Here is a 19501-nt window from a genome sequence, read left to right as displayed (position 1 = left end):
ATCGGAGCTCTGCGCGGCACCGACCGTGAAGAACGGCAGGATAGGCTTGCGCGTCCTTGGCCGGAACGAGCAGCGCTCGGCGATCTCCACCGTCGACGCCAGCGCTTCCGGAATATCGGCAAACAGCACCGCCATTTCCGCGCGGGTCTTGAAGCGGTGATCGGGACTCAATTGCACGCGATCGGTCTCGGCGATCAGGTGACCGCCCGCAATACACAGCAGCGCGTCGTGCGATTCATAATCGTCGGTCGTCGCAAAATACGGCTCGTTGGTCGCGACCAGCGGCAAGCCCTTCGCATAGGCGAGGTCGATCAGGCCGCCTTCGGTGCGGCGCTCCTTGTCGACGCCGTGGCGTTGCAATTCGACGTAGAGACGATCGCCGAACAGGCTGGCCAAACGGTCGCAGCGCGTAGCCGCCAGCGCCGCCTGATCGGCACCGAGCGCCAGCGCGATCGGCCCGTCCGGACCGCCGGTCAGCGCAATCAGGTCTTCGGCATCGTCCGTGAGCCAGTCGAACTTGATGTGTGGGGTCTGGTTGACGGGCGTCTCCAGGAACGCCCGCGAGTTCAGCCGCATCAGGCTGCGGTAGCCGCGCTCGCGCGCCGCCAGCAGGACAATTCGTGCTGGGCCCGCCGCCAGCACGCTGCGCGCATTGGGATCGACGTCGCCGAAATCCACCGCGAGCTCGCAGCCGACGATCGGCTGGATGCCGTAGCCGGCCATCTTGTCGGAGAATTCCAGCGCCCCGAACATGTTGTCGGTATCGGTGAGCGCCAGCGCCGGCTGGCGATCGGCCTTGGCAAGCTCGCCGAGCTTGGCGATCTTGATCGCGCCCTTCAGCAGCGAATAGGCCGAATGAACGTGAAGATGAACGAATCCGGCATTCGACATGGCTGCTCGAAGGGTCTTTGCGTGAGGGATGCAGCGAGCGCCAGCCTTGAGCGCTTGGAAGCTTCAGGCCCGACTCGCTGACGCCATCGTGACGCCAGCGTTCCGCCGAGTCCACGTGGAACGCCGCATGGCGTCCCCTCCTCCTGCTTTTCCCCAGGGGCACCAATGCGGGTGGCGCCGCGCATTGTCAGAACTGAGTGAACAGCTGAGCCCAGACTGCGATCATTCCGACGAACAACGTGATCGATGCCAGCGCCGCTGCCTCTTCCACGAAAATCTTCAACATGGCCGCCTCCGTGAACTGGAACGTATGAAGAACATTGTTCCTTTTTTGTTCTCAGAGTCAAGGACGGGTGGAGGGTCGGTTTGGAAAGTGACCTTGATAGTTAATTGCTCGACTGGCGGGGTGCTGTCCTGATTGGAACAGTCATACCATCGGATCAGGACATTATTGGCCACGCGATGGGCTCGCAGAGCAAATCTGGACACCAGACAGCACAACGCCGCCCGCTTGAAAAACACGCGGACGGCGCTGGTCCTAGCCCCAGGAGGGTCGTGGCAAAATCCTGACCCTTATAGGTCTGCACGAGGCCGCCCAAAGGTTCATGACATTGAGTCCCGTATGATTCCGGTACTCCGTGTGCACAGCGGAAAGCGGCCGGGCGACGTCTAGGATCGCCGATCGAGCCAATGGATAACCATCGCCCAACAAAAAAGCCCCGGGCCAAGGCCCGGGGCTTTCGACGTCGCTTGAGTTAAGCGAGCGATCAGTAGCGCGGAACGACCGGGCCGCCGAACTTGTAGTTCAGGCGAACGGTAACCAGATCGACATTCTGCTTGATGTCGTCGGTGCGGCTGTTGATGCCGGTCGGGGTAACCAGCGTGTAGCTGTTGTTGCCCATGAACAGATGGTCGTACTCGACAGCAGCCGACCAGCCCGGAGCGAAGGCGTATTCGAGACCGACACCGACGGTGCCGCCCCAGCGGGTGTCGGACGCGCTGTCGACCAGCGCACCGGCCGTCAGACCTTCGTACTTGCTGTCGGTCACCGCAGCACCGCCCTTCACGTAGAACAGCGTGGTGTTCCAGGCGTAGCCGATCTGACCGGTGAACAGACCGAACGAGTCGATCTTGGTCCGGTTGTCCAGGAGCGCGAACGCTGCGCTGGCGTTCGAGCCCTTGAAGTCAGCCCAGTTGCCCTGAGCTTCGAGGCCGAACACCCAGCCGCCAGCCTGCCAGCGATAGCCGATCTGACCACCGACCGTGCCGCCATCAGCGTCATGGCTGCCTTCGCTGAGCGGAGCGAACGGAACGCCGCCAACTGCGGTGTTGGTCCAGCTGTTGTGGCTGGTTCCCCAACCGCCGTTGATACCGATGTAGAACCCGGTCCAGTCATAGACGGAGGCGACCATCGGCGGAGCCTTGGTGTAAGGCCGAGCTGCCAGATCAGCCGCGGAGGCCGGCGCGACCGCGGCGAGCGCGATCAGGCTGGCCGTAACAAGCAAAACCTTTTTCATTTTTCCCGTTCCAACTTTGTCTACTGGGCCCCCAAGGCCTCCGGATAAGCTCATACCAGCCTTCTGCAGAATTGCTGTAACTTCGCTGCAACAGGCACGGCGAAACGACTTCGCTCAAATTGTAAGTTAACGTTGCGTTACAGGCATTTTTTGAACTTTTCGCCACACGATTGCCGCACATTTTTCACAATTCAAAACCACGTGCCCACAGATCAAATCTGCGTGCACAATTGCGCGTGAGATCGAGTTGACGGGAACCCGCTTGTCCGGTTTGGATCGTCGCAATTGTTCACGTGATCGCACCAAGGGAATGCCCATGCGCAGACTGGTTCTTGCGGCAGCGTCGGTCAGCGCGCTTGCATCGTTCACCGCAACGCCTGCGCATGCCGTCGGCGTGCGCTACCCCTTCTGCATCCAGGGCGACCGCTATCCCGGTCTCAGCAACTGCGCGTATGAGACGTATGAGCAGTGCCGGGCGACCGCCTCGGGGATCGGACAGAACTGCATCGCCAATCCCTTCTACGCCGGCGACAACGACCGCCGCTCCTATCTCCACGTTCCTCCGCGCGAGCGCCAGGAGGGCAACTTCTTCGAGCTGTTCCTCCACTGACGCCGATCCGGTCATGGCAACGCGGGAACGTGACTTGACGCGCGCCTGCGCGCGACGGCCTGCTTCCGCGCGAATTCGATCAGCGAAAAAAAGCGAACGCCTGGTCGACGGGAGATTTCTGATGCGCAGCTTGATTCTGGCGTTGTTGGCCGTGAGCGTCATCGCCACCGCGCCGGCGAGCGCACAAAAATACGATTCGACCTCTCCGGTCTGCAAGACCAACTACCGCTGGGGCGGCGAGGACACCGACTGCGGCTACACGTCGTTGGAGCAGTGCCGGGCGGCGGCCTCCGGCCTTCCGGCGATGTGCTTCAACAATCCCTATTACGCCGGCCCGCCGCTCGATCGCTGGCGGCAGCCCGTCAGGCGGCGTCGGCCTCGCTAGCGCACCATCAGCACTGATTGAATCAGAACCGTCGCTCTCGTTACACGAGCCGGCGCCGTTTTGGTTCGAAAACGCTCGATTGAGAGCTATTCGAGCTCGACGACCTGCCCGTTGTTAAGCGACACCCGGCGATCCATCCGCGCGGCCAGATCCATGTTGTGGGTGGCGATCAGCATCGCCACCCGGGTCGCTTTCACGAGCTGCATCAGCGCGTTGAAGACGTGATCGGCGGTACCCGGATCGAGGTTGCCGGTCGGCTCGTCCGCGAGCAGCGCCCGCGGCGCATTCGCGACCGCGCGCGCGATCGCCACGCGCTGCTGCTCGCCGCCGGACAGTTCAGCCGGCCGGTGCGTGATGCGGTCGCCGAGCCCGAGATAGCCCAGGATCTCCGTCGCACGCTTCACGGTCTCCGAGCGTTTCAGGCCGCGGATCATCTGCGGCAGCATGACGTTCTCGAGCGCCGAGAATTCCGGCAGCAGGCGGTGCGACTGGTAGACGAAGCCGATATCGGTACGCCGAATCTGGGTGCGGTCGACATCGGACAATTGCGAGGTGGGCGTGCCCGCGACATACACCTCGCCGTCGTCAGGGCTCTCCAGCAGGCCTGCGATGTGCAGCAGGGTCGATTTGCCCGACCCTGACGGTGCCACCAGCGCCACGGATTGGCCCGGCCACAGCGCGAGCTTGGCGCCGTTCAGGATCGTCAGCGTGGCTTCGCCCTGTCTGTACTCCCGCTTGATATCGTGGAGATAGATGACCGGCGTCTCTTCCGCCCCCTCCGCCATGTCCGCCCTCACTCGTACCGGAGCGCATCGACCGGATCGAGGCGCGCGGCGCGCCACGACGGGTAGAGCGTCGCCAGGAAGGACAGCGTCAGCGCCATGATCACGACCGCGAGCGTTTCGCCAAAATCAATCTCCGCAGGCAGTTTGGACAGGAAGTAGAGCGTCGGATCGAACAATTCCGTGTTGGTAAGCCAGGACAGGAATTGCCGGATCGTTTCGATGTTAAAGCAGATCAACAACCCGACCAGCAGGCCGACAAGGGTCCCGACGACGCCAATGGATGCGCCGGTGATCAGGAATATCCGCATGATCGAGCCTTGCGAGGCGCCCATGGTTCGCAGGATCGCGATGTCCTGGCCTTTGTCCTTCACCAGCATGATCAGGCCGGAGACGATGTTGAGGGCCGCAACCAGCACGATCATGGTCAGGATCAGGAACATCACGTTGCGCTCGACCTGCAGCGCATTGAAGAACGTCGAATTGCGCTGCCGCCAGTCGACCAGGAACACCGGTCGCCCGGCCGCCTCGGTCACGAGCTTGCGGTAGCTGTCGATCCTGTCCGGGTTGGTTGTGAACACCTCGATCGAGGACACGTCGCTATTGCGGTTGAAATAGGCCTGCGCCTCGGCCAGCGGCATGAACACAAAGGTCGAATCGTATTCCGACATGCCGATCTCGAATACCGCGGTGATCTTGTAAGGTTTGATGCGCGGTGTGGTGCCCATCGGGGTCACCGCCCCCTTGGGCGAAACCAGCGTGATGCTATCGCCGGCATGCAGTGACAGCTGATCGGCGAGCCTGCGTCCGATCGCAACCCCCTGCCCCTCGTCAAAGCCCTCGAGCGAGCCCTGCTTGATGTTCTTGGCGATCGAGGTGAGGTTGTTGAGATCGTCGGCGCGGATGCCACGGATGAAGACGCCGGCCGCGTTGAACGGCGACGATCCGAGCCCCTGCCCATCCACAACAGGCGCGGCCAGGCGGATACCCGGGACCTGGCTGATGCGGTCGGCGACGTCCTTCCAGTCGGTCAGCGGCGATTCCAGCGGTTGCACCAGGATGTGTCCGTTGAGCCCAAGGATTTTATCCAGCAGTTCCTTGCGGAAGCCGTTCATGACCGCCATCACGACGATCAGCGTGGCGACACCGAGCATGATGCCCAGGAACGAGAAGCCCGCGATGACCGAAATGAACCCTTCCTTGCGGCGTGCACGCAGATAGCGTCCGGACAGCAGCCATTCGAATGGCGCAAAAGGTCGGGTACGGACTGGCTCGTTCATGGTCTCATCCATCTGTCGATAATCCCATGATTCGGGGCAAATGTGGCCGGATTACCCAGCGGGACGTCGCGTGGTGGATAAACTTTAACCCGCGAGCTTCGCGACCACGTCGGCAGGGCTCGTGTTCTCGCGCGAACCGTCGCTGCGACGCTTCACCTCAACCTTGCCGTCCGCGAGGCCCTTCGGACCGACCAGGATTTGCCAGGGAATGCCGATCAGATCGGCCGCAGCGAACTTGGCACCGGCGCGCTGATCGGTGTCGTCGTACAGCACGTCGACGCCCTTCGCCATCAGGTCGCGGTAGAGCAGTTCGCAGGCGCCGTCGACCGCGGCATCGCCCTGCTTGAGGTTGAGGATCGCGGCGCGGAACGGCGCAACCGCCTCCGGCCACTTGATACCGGCGTCGTCGTGACAGGCCTCGATGATCGCACCGACCAGACGCGACACGCCGACGCCATAGGAGCCGCCGTGGATCGGGACGTCGACGCCGTCAGGACCGGCCACCAGCGCCTTCATGGTCTCGGAATATTTGGTGCCGAAATAGAATATCTGGCCGACTTCGATGCCGCGGGTGTTCACCCGCTTGTCCACCGGCACCTCGCTCTCGAAGCGCGCGGCGTCGTGCACGTCCTCGGTCGCGGCATAGACCGACGTCCACTGCTTGATGATCGAAGTAAGGTCGCCGTCATAGTCGACATCGTCGGGCGGGATCGGCAGATCGAGCACGTCCTTGTCGCAGAACACGCCGGACTCGCCGGTCTCAGCAAGCACGATGAATTCGTGGCTGAGGTCGCCGCCGATCGGCCCGGTCTCGGCCCGCATCGGGATCGCCTTCAGGCCCATCCGCGCAAAGGTGCGCAGATAGGCGACGAACATCTTATTGTAGGAACGCCGTGCGCCGGCCTCGTCGAGGTCGAACGAATACGCGTCCTTCATCAGGAACTCGCGGCCGCGCATCACGCCGAAACGCGGACGCTGCTCGTCGCGGAACTTCCACTGGATGTGGTAGAGATTGAGCGGCAGGTTCTTGTACGACTTGACGTAGGAGCGGAAGATCTCCGTGATCATTTCCTCGTTGGTCGGCCCGTACAGCAGCTCGCGCTTGTGCCGATCGAGGATGCGCAGCATCTCCGGACCGTAGGCGTCGTAGCGGCCGCTTTCCCGCCAGAGATCGGCGAGTTGCAGCGTCGGCATCAGGAGCTCCAGCGCGCCGGCGCGGTCCTGCTCCTCGCGCACGATCCGCTCGATCTTCTTCAGCACCCGGAAGCCAAGCGGCAGCCAGGCATAGATTCCGGCAGCCTCCTGCCGGATCATGCCCGCGCGCAGCATCAGCCGATGCGAGACAATCTCCGCCTCTTTCGGATTCTCTTTCAGGATAGGCAGGAAAAACCGCGACAATCGCATGGGGTTACTCGGAGAATCAGGGACCTGTGGGAAGAGCTGCAGTGAAACCGGATCAGGTGCGAAAACACAAGGCCAGCGACTGCGAAAAACCCGTCAAATCAGGCGAATTTCGGCCATTTGAGCGCATTGCGTCCCGCAAGGACCGTCCGTCACACCGAGGTCGCCTTTACCTCACCTCGAAATCGTCTTCCAGCGTCACTTTCTTGAAATCGGTCACAAAGGCGTCGATCTGCATGTGCCAACGGCCGGGGAACGGGAGCGGCACCTGACGAACATGCCAATAGCCATCCGGTCCAAGTGCGGCACTGCGTTCCATCGGCTCGATGCCGCGCTCGGGCAGGCTCAAGGTCAGCGTCGCCTCCTTGGCGGCAAAGGGGCTCGCGTCGTCATTCATCAGCTGCAGCACGAAATCGTTCTGTCCGACCTTGCCCGGTCCAATCAGGACCTGGAACATCGCGGCATCGGTGTGGATATGGACCGCGAGCGGAACGTCCGTCGACATCGCCAGCGCGCGCGGCGGCGGCGTGAAGCGCCAGCCCGCGGCCAGCGCGAAGATCGCGAGCGCGAGCACGCACTCGCCCACGATCGACCGCAGCAGCGGCTTCGCATTGCCGGCATTGCGCGCAACGGCCGGCGTGAACACGAACCGGTTCAGCGCCGCGAGCGCGAGCAGCAACAGGACGAGGCCAAGCTTGAGCGCAAGGATGTTGCCGTATCGCGTGTCGATCAGCGCGCCAAAACTCTCGAGCTGCACGATTGCGAGTGCGAGCCCCGACAGCGCGATCAGCCCGACCACCGGCACTGCAACGTTGGAGAAGCGCCGGAGCGTCCATGGCAGCGTGTCGTCATTCTGCCGCCGCCACGCCGTCGCTGCGAGCGGCGCGAGCGCGCCGATCCAATAAGCGAGACCGACGCCGTGAGCGAAGACCGCCGGCCGCGTCAGCCACTGCGGCGATGCCGTCGCCGCGTGCCCGCTCGCCGCAAGCGCCAGGCCAACACCGACTATCGCGACAGCAGCCCCGATCCGTGCGGCCCCGCTCGACGGATTTCGCCAGCCGATCATAGCGATGAGCATTGCGGCAATCGCAATCAGCATCGAAGGACCGAGACTGGTGCCGAGTGCGCCCGCCCATGGCGCGCGCGTCGCAAGTCCCGAGAGCGGCAGGTTCAAGAGATCGATGCCCTGCAGGCCGAGCGAGACGAGCGCGCTGACGAGCCCGATGCCGAGCGATCCGAGGATGACCGCCCCGCCCGCGTGCCCCTTCCCGATCCACGCAGCGAAGAACGCACCGCCGATGCCGATGAACAGCCCGAGATAGACACCGATCCGCGCCAGCCAGATCAGCACATCGAGCGTGTTGCTGCCGGACGGCGCGGCCGAGCCCGTCACTACGCCGATCGAGAACAACAGCGAGCCGGCGACGGGATGCCCGTCCTGCGACACCACGCGATAGCTGATCACCTGCGTGCCCTGCGGCAAATCGGCCGGCAGCGTCACCTGCACGGATTGATCGACGGCCTGGACCGCGACGTCGCGCGGCTTGCCGGCGGCATCGAGCAGGCTGACCGCGGTCGGCGCCACCACTTCGTTGAAGCGGAGCACCACCATCTTTGGCGCCGCCGCCAGCACGCTGCCGTCCGCCGGCTCGGCGCCCAGCAGCACCGCATGCGCATGGGCTGCGGTCGCAAGACACACCGCCAGCAGCAGCACCGCAAGGCTTGCGACCCACCGCATGCTCTTAAGGCTTCGGCACCAGCTTGACGCCGGGCGCCGGCCACTTGCTGCCACGGTCATGGCCATTCCCCTCGCCGTCAGCCGGGATGTCGATCCATCGGCTGACACCCTGCTCGCATTCCTGCACGACGGGGAAATACAACGTGGTGTTCGGCTTCAACGTGTCGGTGAGGAACGTCATCATGACGAACTCGTCGTAGTTCTGGTCGGAGAGCTTGCCACCGCTCCACGCGACCTCCTTCACGCCCTCGGATAATTTCCGGCCATGCAGTTCGTATTCGGTCGCGTACTTGCCGCTGATCGCTTCGACATTCCAGCCCGGCTTCGGCATCGGCTTCACCCCGATGACGCCCTCCGGAATTTGCACGCGGAGCTTGACCGTCGCTGATCCCGCGCAGCCGTGCGGCACGGCGAACACGGCCTTGTAGTATGAGCCGACGGCCGCCTGCTTTCCTTCGAGCGTGACATGCGCCGCTGCAGGCGATATCGCGAGCGCCGCGATGGCGCCCGCCAGAACAATACGTCTCATCGTGGCCTCACATCTTCTTCATGTCCATGTGACTCGAATGGTCGCCATGGCCGGAATGATCGTCACCGCCGGGGGCCTGCGCACCGACCGCCTGCACATCCAGCGAGACCGTCACCTTGCCGGCTCTCTCGAATTCAAGCGTGACGGGCACCTTGTCGCCCTGCTTGAGCGGGTTCTTCAGGTCGAACATCATCAGGTGGTAGCCGCCCGGCGCGAGCTTCACCGTCTTGCCAGGCTCGATGGTCAGCCCCTTGTCGAGCGGACGCATCTTCATGACGCCGTTGTTCATCGACATCTCGTGGATTTCGATCTTGCCGGCGACATCGCCGGAGCCGCCGACCAGACGGTCGGGCACGGTCCCCTTGTTCTCGATGGTGAGGTAACCGCCGCCGATCTTCGCGCCGCTCGGCGTGGCGCGCGTCCAGGCCTGCGTGATCACGAGATCGCCGGCCTTGACGTCCTCGGCGGAGGCAGGCGCGGCGAGAACGAGAACGAAGATCGCCGCAAGTCCAGCCAGTGTCAGTTTCATGGTGAAGCTCCTTGAGTTGGGGCCGACAGTCCGTCAGCTCAGAAGGTGTACTTCCCCGCCAGAACGAAGGTCCTGCCGGGAAATGGGTGGAACAGGAAATATTGCTCGTTGAAGATGTTATCGATCCCGAAATCGAAGGCAAAATTCTTCGTGGCGTTGTAGTGAATCTTCATGTCGACGACGAAGAAATTGTCGAACGCGCCATAGACGTGGGAAATGAGATCGGTGTTGTCGAGCGTCGAGTATTGCTTGCCGCTGTAGCGCGCCGCGACTGTATAGGCCCAGCTTTGGTTCGGCCGGTAGGTCACGCCGAGCTTCGCCCGCCAGTCCGGCACGTAAGGCACGCGCTTGCCGACCACGTTGGTTGGCCGGTTGGTCAGTGGATTGACGCCGGCCCAGCTTGCGTCAGCGAGTATCTTCGAATCGACATGGGTCACGCTGCCGAATAGCTGCAGGCCGGTCACGAACACGTTGTCCTTCTCGGCCGAGAGCTCGACGCCCTGCATCTGAATGGCATCGACGTTGCTGACGACTGTGGTCGGCGTTTGTGCGCCCGTCACTGGATTCGTCACGAGATTGGTCTGCGAGATGATCGCGTTGTTGGTCCGCTCCGAGAAGACAGTCAGACGGACTCTGCCATCGACCCATTTGCGCTCGATGTTCAGCTCGCCCGTGAAATCCTGCTCCGGCTTGAGCAAGGGATTGGCAAAGGTGGCGACGCCGCCGACCGTGACGTTCTGGTAGAGCTCGGTCACCGTCGGATAGCGGTAGGCTTCACCAAAATTGGCGGTGATGTTCCAGTCCTTATTCGGATCGAACGACACCGACGCTTTCGGCGAGAAGTTGGTCGAGCTGAGGCCCGGCTGGTTGATCGCCGTCGTCGACGTGATGACACCGGCGCCAGTGGTCGTGGTATTGACGTTGTACCCATCGAGGGCCTGCCAGCTCTCCAGTCGTCCGCCGAGGGTCAGCTTGAGCGCTGGGGCGAGCTTCCAGGCATCCTGGACCCACAACGCGCCGGTCCGCGTCTCGCCAACGCCGGTCGAATAAAGCGCCCCGGTGCCCGTCGATGACGTCGCATTCCATACCGAAGATGCGTAGACCGGATTTTCCAGCTCGTAGCGATCGCCGTGAACCCCGAAGCTAATCTCGTGCGGGCCGTCAAAGCCGAACGGCCGCCAGATGCCCTTGGCGTCGACGTTCTGCCAATTGGTGCCGTCCATCCTTGTGATCTTTCCGTTCGGTGAAAAGCCCGTGCCTGTGGCAGCGACCGTGAACGGATTGAGCTGCGTATCCTGGAGATAGTTGTAGCTCGAGGCGGAGATGTCGAAGTCGTAGACGCCCTTGGTGTCGCTCTTCAGCGAGACCGCGTTGCTCATCTGGGTCTGATCCCAGATGTACTTGCCGGTGGCAAAGCCCGAGATGCCGGCGAAAGTCGGCGCGCCGGTCGCCGTCGAGCGCAAATAGGTCTGGGGATCGGAGACCTGATGGTTGTTCCAGATGCCGAGCGAATAGGTCGCCAGCACCAGCGGCGTCACGTCGTAGGCGAGCCGGAGGTTGGCCGACGTTTGCTGGGAGTGCGCGAGGATACCGGTCCCGACGACGTCGGCTGGAACGCCCTGCTTGTTGAGCGCCGGAAACGCGCCCGTGGTCCCCGCAGGTATCGTCCCGTTCGTCGTATAGGTCAGCGGCTGCTGGTAGCTGTCGAGATAATTGGCGCTGACCAGCCACGACAGCCTGCCCTCCCTGTTGCCTGCTGCTGCGCTTGTCTGGCTGGTGACGAAGGTGTCCTTGGTGCCGTATTGGCTCCACGGCATCACCGAGACGGTCTCCTTGGCCACCGCGAACGGCTTGTCGGGCATTTTCGATGAGATCAGCAGCACGCCGCCGATCGAGTTGCCGGGATAGGCGGCCGCGAACGGGCCGTTGAGGAAATCGATCCGGCCGATGGCTTCGGGCGAGATCAGGTTCCACCTGGGTGACGCATTGGTGTTGTTGTTGCCGATCAGCGCCGAGATCAGGAGGTCATCGTAGTAGATCAGCGTGCGCGCGCTCGAATTGAGACCCCACGTTCGGGTCGCCAGAACTGCCTGATTGTCGCCGTCGTTGCGCTTGCGCACGAACAGGCTCGGCAGGTATTTGACCGCGTCCTCGGGGTCCTTGAGGTTGATCGTCTCATCGATCTGTTTGGACGTGACGGTGTACGACTTCTGCGGCAGCTGGAACCGGGCCACGGCAAGCGGTGTCCCGAGCGAGGCACTGGCACCTGCCCCTGTTGTATTCGCGACCGCGACCGGCCGGTTCTGGGCTGCCACGACCGGCGAGGGCCGCCGCCGTGCGGCGGCGATCTGACTGGCCGGCTTGCGTGCGGCCCGCCGCGCCTGCGGATGCGGCGCTTCGACGGTGACGGGCGGCAGCACCTTCTGCTCACCGCTTTGCGCATGCGCGATCCCACCAGACGCCAGCAGCGCCGCATGGATGGCCACAACGCTCACGCCACCGAGGGCATGATAACGAAACATCGATGGATCCTGACACCGGCTCTGCGGCCGGCTTGCTCAAAGGCAATTCGCCGGCACGCAAGACGCGCCGGCCACGAGGACGCCGTCAGGAGAGAACAGGAGGAGCGCGGGCCTGGGCGTGCGAGCCGGTGCGTGAGCGGACCAGTTCGGATGCGAGATCGTGCCAGGCGACCTGGCTCGCCACGCGCTCGACGGCCACCGCCGCGGCGGCGTCGGGAGCATCGATGGGCGCCCCGGTCTGCAGCACGCTGCACACCGCGCAACAGCCGTCGTGGGCGTGCTGACCGGTCTGGTCACCCTGCCCGGCACCGGAGCTCGGATCGACATGGCAGATGCCGGCAGCCGCCAGCGGGTCGGACGCAGCAAGGCTCGCCGCCCAGCAGGCCCCGATCGGTGCAAAGATCTGCACCAGCAGGGCAACTAGGACTATGGGCAGAAAATTCTTCAGCCGCCGGCGCATCGCGAAACCCATCCGGAACGGAACTAACCACCACCGTCCCTGGAAGTCGAGACACCGTTCGACCTTCGTCTATTCCAACAGCAGGAAATGATAGGCCGTGACGCAGCCGCCGTATCCCCTTACCCCATCACGCGCTTTCGGTCCCCTCTTACAACCGGCGGTGGCACCATCCCAATCATTTCGCAAATTGCTCGAAATTTGAACAATCGTTGCCGAAAATGATGACAAGCTTGGAAAGATGGTCTACCAATTCGCGCCTAGGCCAGCCGCAAGGTTAGTCTTGGTGGTCCAAGTCTCGGGAGGAGCCCGACGCGCACAAGCAGCGTCACCCCATCAATCAAGATCAAATCGCATTTTTGGGGCAAATAGGGTCGACACAATTTTTGGAGCAGGGCTTGGCGCCCTGCTCTTTTTTTGTGTGATGATCGCATCAACAATGACGTCATCAACGAATCCGATCGAACGCAGCTTCGAGCTCGCCGCCGCGGCTTGCGACGATCTCACGCCGCTGGTCTATCGCCGCCTGTTTCGCGAGCATCCCGAGGCGCAGGCGATGTTTCGCAGCGAAGGCAGCGAGCCGGTGAAAGGCTCGATGCTGTCGCTCACGATCGAGGCCATCCTCGATTTCGCCGGCCAGCGCACCGGACATTTCCGGCTGATCGAATGCGAGGTGTCCTCGCATGATGCGTACGGCACGCCGCGCGAACTGTTCGTCGCGTTCTTCGGCGTGATCGCGGCAACGCTGCGCGAGCTTCTCGGCGAACAATGGTCTGACGACATCGATGCTGCGTGGCACAAGCTGTTGGGCGACCTCGAGGCCGTCGTGCGGCAGCAGGCCGGTTAGCAACATCGCGAAAGCCGCGAGGGCGTAGCGTCGCCGTTCCGATTGTGACACACTCCGTTTATCCGCGGCGCGTGCAACTGACGCCGACGGCCAGAAAAATAGAGAGGGAGCAAACACCAATGCCAGGGACGGACAAGACTCCGACATCACGACGCGACCTTCTGCAAATGGCGGCAGCCGGTGGAGCGGCAGCGGCGTTGTTCGGCGGAATGGGCGTGAACCCCGCGCTCGCAGCGGAAATGGGCCGCTCGGAAAAGCCGCTGAAGGCCGCATTCTCCAACGCCGGACTGCAAGCGACGTGGTGCGCGCAGGGCAAGAAGGCGGCCGAGTTCTGGGGCAAGCTGTTCAACGTCGACGTCACGTGGTTCGACGGCCAGCTCGACGCCGTCAAGCAGCGTGCCGCGATCGACAATATGGCGTCGCAAAAATGGGATTTCGTCGCCATCCAGGCGTTCGGCATCGGCACCCTCACCCAGCCCGTGCAGAAGATGATCGACGCCGGCACTCCCGTGATCGACATGGACACGCTGATTGCGCCGCTCGACCAGATCAACGTCCACTCCTTCCTCGCCCCCGACAACGAGTTCATGGGCGCTTCGGTGACCCAGGCGCTGTGCAACGCGATCGGCGGCAAGGGCAAGATGATCATGACCCAGGGTGCGCTCGGCCACACCGGTGCGCAGGGACGCGCCAAGGGCTTCAACTCGGTCATCAAGCAATTCCCGAACATCGAGGTGCTGGACACCCAGCCCGCCGACTGGGACGTCTCCAAGACCGCCCGCCTCTGGGAAACCTACCTGACGAAGTATCCACAGATCGACGCGGCCTTCTTCCACAATGACGACATGGCGCTCGCCGCCTACAACATCATGAAGGCCCACAACCGCACCAACATCCTGATCGGCGGCGTCGACGCCATGCCGCCGGCGATCCAGGCGGTCAGCGAAGGCCGCATGTTCGCAACCGTCCGCAATCCGTCCTGCCGCATCCATGGCGGCGCCATCATCGCCGGCGTCGCCGCCGTGGTGGCCGGCGAGAAGAGCGGCCAGGGCATCCCGAAGAACGTCGTGACCGACGGTCCCGTCGTGACCAAGGCCAACGCCCCCGGCATGCAGTGGATGGAGGATCACTTCCTGATCTGAGCGACCCTCATGTCGCAGGGACGTTCCCCGATCCTCGAGTTGAACCAGATCACGAAGGCCTTCGGCGGTGTCGAAGCCCTTCGTGGGGTCGACTTTTCGCTTTACGCCGGCGAGATTCATGGTCTCGTCGGCGAGAACGGTGCTGGAAAAAGCACGCTGATGAAGATCATCGCCGGCGTGCATCCGGAGTTCTCCGGCCGCTTCATGCTTGACGGCAGGGAAACCCGCTTCCGCTCCGCCCGCGACGCCCACGCGGCCGGCATCGGCATGGTCCATCAGGAGCTCAGCGTCGCGCCCGACCTGACGGTCGCCGAGAACGTCTTCCTCGGCAACCAGCCGACCAACCGGCTCGGGCTGGTGCAATGGCGGCGGATGGCCCGCGAGGCCAGCGAGCAGCTTGCCCGCTTCGGTATCCATGTCGATCCGATGACCAGGCTCGGCGACCTGCCGATCGGATTGCAGCAACTGATCGAGATCGCCCGCGTGCTGTTCTCCGGTGCGCGCATCATCATCCTGGACGAACCGACCTCCGCCCTCTCCCCGCCCGAGGTCGAGCGCCTGTTCACGACGCTGCGCAAGCTGCGCGACGAAGGCACCAGCATCGTCTTCATCTCGCATTTCATCGAAGACATCTTGCGCGTCTCCGACACCGTGACCGTGTTCCGGAACGGGCGGAAGATCGCGGAAACCGCATCCGCCGACACCACCAAGGGCGCCCTGATCGAGGCCATGATCGGCCGCGGCGGCGAGGCGCTGGAGCACAGCTACACCGACGACCTCATGCTGCCGCAATCGGGCGGCGGCGCGACGGTCTTGAAGGTCGATCAGCTCTCGCTCGGCCGCAGCCTGCAGGACGTCTCGTTCGAGGCCCGCTCCGGAGAGGTGCTCGGCATCTACGGCTTCATGGGTTGCGGGCAGCTGGAGCTGTCGCGCATCCTGTTCGGCAAGCTGAAGCCGGACGGCGGAACGCTCGCGGTCGACGGCTCCGCCAAGACGTTCCGCAGCACCGCCGCCGCGCGCCGTGCCGGTGTCGCGCTCGTGCCGGAGAGCCGGCGGGCGATGCTGTTCCACCAGGAACCGGTCTACAAGAACGTCTCGATCAGCATTCTCGACCGGATCTCCGCTTTGCTGCTTAAACCCATCCGCGAACGCGCAATCGCGCAGCGGCAGGTCGAGCAACTGCAGATCAGGCCGCCGGTCGTCGGCCTCGACCTCGGCATGCTCTCCGGCGGCAACCAGCAGAAGGTGGCGCTGGCGAAATGGCTGACCTACCCGCCGCGCCTGCTGGTATTGTGCGAGCCGACCCGCGGCATGGACGTCGGCGCCAAGAACGACGTGATCAACATCGTCCGCGACCTCAGGGCCAAGGGGCTCGCAATCATCGTGCTGTCGACTGAACCGGAGACGGTGTTGTCGCTGGCCGACCGGATCCTGGTGTTGAAACGCGGCGCGGTGGTGCGAGAATTCGCCGGCGAGGCGGTGAGCAAGGACCGCCTGCTGGAGGCGGCGTAGAGCATGATCCGGAGAAGTGCGGAGCGGTTTTCCGAAGAGATCATGCTCAAAGAATTGGACAGAGCGCGATGACCAACTCATCCCGCTTGATGGAGTGGCATGATGGCAAGCAGTGACAGCGCGACGGCGCGAGCGGATCACAAGCAGCCGCACGGGCTCGGCAGCTTCGTGCGCTCGCAGATGCGCAACATCGCGCCGTTCCTGACGCTGATCTTCCTCAGTGCCTTCTTCGCCATCGCGAGCCCGTCGTTTGCGACCCTCGACAATGTCGGCAACATCCTGACGCAGGTCTCGGTCACCGGCATCATCGCCGTCGGCCTGACCTTCGTGATCCTGTGCGCCGAGATCGACCTGTCGATCGCCAGCATCGCCAACGTCACCGGCATCGCGGTGGCCTACTTCACCTTGCAGGAATCCTACGTCAACATCGCCAACGTCCCGATGCCGGGCTGGGCCGCGATCGTGCTGGCGCTGGCGCTGTGCGCGCTGCTCGGCGTCGTCAATGCGCTGGGCCTGACCATGATCGGCATCCCCTCCTTCATCATGACACTTGCCATGATGCAGATCGCGGCCGGCGTCTCCGCGCTCTTGGTGCGCGGCCAGATCGCCTACAAGGTGCCGGACCTGATCACGACGCTCGGCTCGGGTTCGATCGGTGGCGTCCCCTGGATCGTGATCGTCGCCGCCGTGATGCTGCTCGGCGGCCATCTGGTGCTGACCTACACGCGGTTCGGCCGCTACGTCTACATGGTCGGCGGAAACCGCGAGGCCGCGGAGTTCTCCGGCCTCAACGTCAAGCTCATCCTCGGCAGCGTGATGGTGATCTCGGCGGTCTGCTCGGGGATCGGCGGCATGCTCGGCGTGGCGCATTTCGGCAGCGCGCAGCAGAACGAGTTCGATACCTACCTCCTGGATTCGATCGCGGCGGTGGTGGTCGGCGGCACCAGCCTGTTCGGCGGCCGCGGCGGCATCGGCAACACCATCGTCGGCCTGTTCGTGCTCGGCGTGCTCAACAATGGCCTCGACCACGTCAATATCGACAGCTTCCTGAAGATCCTGATCCGCGGCCTGATCCTGCTGGCAGCGCTGATCATCAACGTCTATGCACAGAGGCTGCGCGAGCGGGCGGCGGAGTAGGTTTGTTGGGGGCATTTTTGTGCGACCTCAGATGCCGATGACGGAGTATTGCACTCTGCTCTCCCCGGTCGCCGTCCCTGCGAAAGCAGGGACCCATACTCCGCGGCCGGCGTTGTCAACGAGACTCGTCGTTCCAGCTTCCCGCAACAATAGACATTCGTGGTTATGGGTCCCTGCTTTCGCAGGGACGACACCGAGTGTGTTGTGCTGCCTGTGAATCATACGCCCACATTCTCACGACACGATTTGTCCGGGTCTTGCTCTTCGTCTCGCCCTCTCCTCAAGCAGAGGGCGCAGGGAAAGCCGGGTGCCGATCGCACCCATGGGTCCCGTGCAAAATGGGAAGCTCACAACTAGTGCGTCAGACCTGCACGACTTCGCCGTCCGCGTCACGCGCACTCGTCAGTTGCGCAATCGGCGTCTACCGCATCTCACCGCAACACTCGTGACGATCGCGACGCGCCCCTCAATCGGGTGAGACGGGCGCATTAGACTGCTGAGTTGGGTGAAACGCGAAGCGGAATTTTGCCCGTCGAGACTGAGCAAGAACTCGGCATTTTGGGAAGTTGATGTACGATTCTGTTCATGACGAATCGGACATTCAAGAGCGGCGAGAGCCGCGACCAGGCCAGCCTGCTTCCTGCTCGGATTGAGGATTATGTCGGGGCGGACAACCCGGTCCGGGCGATCGAGAGCTTCGTTCGTGTGCTCGACCTTGCCAAGCTCGGCTTTCGCCATGCGGATCGCAAGGCCGAAGGGGTCGGTCAACCGCCGTACGATCCAGCCGATCTGCTGAAGCTCTACCTTTACGGCTACATCAACCAGATCAGGTCGTCGCGCCGGTTGGAGCGGGAGGCCTGCCGCAATCTGGAACTGATCTGGCTGCTGAAGAATCTGAAGCCGGGTTATCGGACGATCGGCAACTTCCGCAAGGAGAACTGGGTGGCTCTGAAGGCGGCCAACCGCAGCTTCGTGCTGCTGATGCGCGAACTCGGTCTTGTCGGCGGCAGCGTTGTTGCGATTGACGGCTCGTTCTTCCATGGCGACGCCAGCAAGGCCAGCATCTTTACGCGCAAGAGGCTTGCCGATCAGATCGGAAAGCTCGATCAGGAGATCGAGGCCTACGGCAAGTCCCTTGAGGACAATGACGCCGCGGAAGCCAGGAAGCCAGGCCAGGATGGCTCCGATGGTGGCGGCGCAGGTGGTGGTGACCTTGGCGCGAAGGTCGCGGCACTGATGGCGAAGCGCTCGCGCGCACAAGCCGATCTTGCTCGGTTGGAAGAGAATGGCGAGACGCAGTTGTCCCTGACCGATCCGGATGCCCGACTTCTGGTCAAGAGCGGCCAGGGGGTCGCAGGCTACAACGTGCAGACCGCCGTCGACGACAAGCACAAGCTCATTGTCGCCAGCGAGGTGGTGAACGACAGCAGCGATGTCGGCCAGCTACATGCGATGGCCATCGCGGCAAAGGAAGCCCTCGAGGTCAAGACCCTGCAGGTGCTGGCAGACGAGGGCTATTACAGCAGCCGCGAACTGAAGGCCTGTGAGGACGATGGCATCACGGCCTATGTGCCGGTGCCGGAGGGCAGCGCCCGGCTCGAGAAGCAAGGCCGCTTCGCCCTCAAGGACTTCAACTATGATGGCGTATCCGACACCTATCATTGTCCCGGCGGCCATCAGCTACATCCGATGAAGAGCAGGCAGAAGAACACCAGTGGCCGCGTCGAGATCCGCTACGCGGCGCGCGGAGCGATCTGCAGGACCTGCCCGCTCAAGATCCGTTGCCTTGGCTCGAACGCGGCCTACCGGACGATCGGTCGCTGGGAGCATGAAGACGTTCTCGAACGTCATCGCGCGCGGATGCAGGGCGCGGGCGAGGTGATGCGCCGTCGCTTTGGCATCGTCGAGCATCCGTTTGGCACGCTCAAATGCCGTGCCGGCTATCGTCATTTCCTGGTCCGCGGCTTCGACAAGGTCCGCGGCGAGTGGAGCCTGATGGCGCTCTGCTACAACTTCACCCGCGTGCTCAACATCCTGGGCTTCGACGCGTTTCTGGCCGCGCTCGCCAAGGCGGTTGCTACTTGCCGATGTACCCTCGCAGCCCTTTTGACGCCCATCCAGGTTGCTCTCGCGGCTCTCTGGACAAACATAGGGCTTCCGCTCGCAATCGGCCGGCCCACGCCGGCCTAACTCCGCTCACCAGTAGTTCTTGCTCAGTCTCG

17 protein-coding genes are annotated in these 19501 nt (G+C 63.2%); 7 read left to right on the top strand and 10 right to left on the bottom strand.

The features are described 5' to 3' along the window. Together AS156_RS44380 and AS156_RS15065 are read right to left on the bottom strand one after the other, a co-directional pair. The coding region (locus tag AS156_RS44380) for a PHP domain-containing protein (protein WP_245312819.1) at window positions 1-891 on the bottom strand (891 nt) is incomplete at its 3' end. A 767-nt stretch (window positions 892-1658) separates the two neighbouring features. After that, window positions 1659-2408 (bottom strand): outer membrane protein, encoded by a 750-nt coding sequence (locus tag AS156_RS15065; protein ID WP_066505406.1) that lies wholly within the window; start codon window positions 2406-2408, stop codon window positions 1659-1661. Between the two features lie 316 nt (window positions 2409-2724). Between AS156_RS15065 and AS156_RS15060 the strand changes: the two genes are divergently transcribed. Further along, complete coding sequence (locus tag AS156_RS15060; protein ID WP_245312818.1) at window positions 2725-3018, top strand: DUF3551 domain-containing protein; 294 nt, start codon at window positions 2725-2727, stop codon at window positions 3016-3018. A 121-nt stretch (window positions 3019-3139) separates the two neighbouring features. Then, window positions 3140-3403 carry a DUF3551 domain-containing protein gene (locus AS156_RS15055; protein ID WP_066505403.1) on the top strand — a complete coding sequence of 88 codons (264 nt, stop codon included), beginning with the start codon at window positions 3140-3142 and terminating at the stop codon, window positions 3401-3403. Window positions 3404-3489: 86 nt separating this feature from the next. Here the strand turns inward: AS156_RS15055 and AS156_RS15050 are convergent, their stop codons facing one another. From AS156_RS15050 to AS156_RS15015, 8 genes are all read right to left on the bottom strand, one after another. After that, entirely contained in the window at window positions 3490-4188 is a 699-nt protein-coding gene (locus AS156_RS15050) for an ABC transporter ATP-binding protein (protein WP_066505401.1), read from the bottom strand. Window positions 4189-4196: 8 nt separating this feature from the next. Continuing rightward, complete coding sequence (locus AS156_RS15045) at window positions 4197-5477, bottom strand: lipoprotein-releasing ABC transporter permease subunit (protein ID WP_066505392.1); 1281 nt, start codon at window positions 5475-5477, stop codon at window positions 4197-4199. 72 nt (window positions 5478-5549) lie between these two features. Further along, window positions 5550-6869, bottom strand: coding sequence for a proline--tRNA ligase (gene proS / locus AS156_RS15040; protein WP_066505389.1), 1320 nt, complete (start codon window positions 6867-6869; stop codon window positions 5550-5552). 166 nt (window positions 6870-7035) lie between these two features. Continuing rightward, window positions 7036-8604, bottom strand: coding sequence for a copper resistance CopC/CopD family protein (locus AS156_RS15035; RefSeq protein ID WP_066505387.1), 1569 nt, complete (start codon window positions 8602-8604; stop codon window positions 7036-7038). A gap of 4 nt (window positions 8605-8608) precedes the next feature. After that, the gene (locus AS156_RS15030; protein ID WP_066505385.1) at window positions 8609-9133 is read right to left on the bottom strand and encodes a YcnI family copper-binding membrane protein; all 525 of its coding nucleotides are present in this window, start codon (window positions 9131-9133) and stop codon (window positions 8609-8611) included. A 7-nt stretch (window positions 9134-9140) separates the two neighbouring features. Beyond that, the gene (locus AS156_RS15025) at window positions 9141-9662 is read right to left on the bottom strand and encodes a copper chaperone PCu(A)C (protein WP_066505383.1); all 522 of its coding nucleotides are present in this window, start codon (window positions 9660-9662) and stop codon (window positions 9141-9143) included. A gap of 38 nt (window positions 9663-9700) precedes the next feature. Then, on the bottom strand, window positions 9701-12184 hold the full coding sequence (locus tag AS156_RS15020; protein WP_066505382.1) for a TonB-dependent receptor: 2484 nt from the start codon (window positions 12182-12184) through the stop codon (window positions 9701-9703). Window positions 12185-12269: 85 nt separating this feature from the next. After that, window positions 12270-12656: a DUF2946 domain-containing protein gene (locus AS156_RS15015; protein WP_066505381.1), complete on the bottom strand. Its 387-nt coding sequence runs from the start codon at window positions 12654-12656 to the stop codon at window positions 12270-12272. 424 nt (window positions 12657-13080) lie between these two features. Between AS156_RS15015 and AS156_RS15010 the strand changes: the two genes are divergently transcribed. The 5 genes from AS156_RS15010 to AS156_RS14990 all read left to right on the top strand — a co-directional run bounded on the left by AS156_RS15010 (window position 13081) and on the right by AS156_RS14990 (window position 19469). Further along, the gene (locus tag AS156_RS15010) at window positions 13081-13488 is read left to right on the top strand and encodes a globin (protein ID WP_066505380.1); all 408 of its coding nucleotides are present in this window, start codon (window positions 13081-13083) and stop codon (window positions 13486-13488) included. A gap of 119 nt (window positions 13489-13607) precedes the next feature. Then, complete coding sequence (locus AS156_RS15005; RefSeq protein ID WP_066505378.1) at window positions 13608-14630, top strand: sugar ABC transporter substrate-binding protein; 1023 nt, start codon at window positions 13608-13610, stop codon at window positions 14628-14630. Between the two features lie 9 nt (window positions 14631-14639). Further along, a complete protein-coding gene (locus AS156_RS15000; RefSeq protein WP_066505376.1) occupies window positions 14640-16142 on the top strand; it encodes a sugar ABC transporter ATP-binding protein in 1503 nt (500 codons plus the stop codon). A gap of 102 nt (window positions 16143-16244) precedes the next feature. After that, window positions 16245-17279: an ABC transporter permease gene (locus AS156_RS14995; protein ID WP_066505862.1), complete on the top strand. Its 1035-nt coding sequence runs from the start codon at window positions 16245-16247 to the stop codon at window positions 17277-17279. A 585-nt stretch (window positions 17280-17864) separates the two neighbouring features. Continuing rightward, entirely contained in the window at window positions 17865-19469 is a 1605-nt protein-coding gene (locus tag AS156_RS14990; protein ID WP_066498669.1) for an IS1182 family transposase, read from the top strand. Window positions 19470-19501 lie beyond the last annotated feature (32 nt).

Origin of the sequence: Bradyrhizobium macuxiense, from assembly GCF_001542415.1 — a bacterium.
GTDB classification, from domain to species: Bacteria; Pseudomonadota; Alphaproteobacteria; order Rhizobiales; family Xanthobacteraceae; genus Bradyrhizobium; species Bradyrhizobium macuxiense.
Note: the sequence above shows the minus strand (reverse complement) of the source record. Positions and strands in the feature narration are given on the sequence as shown.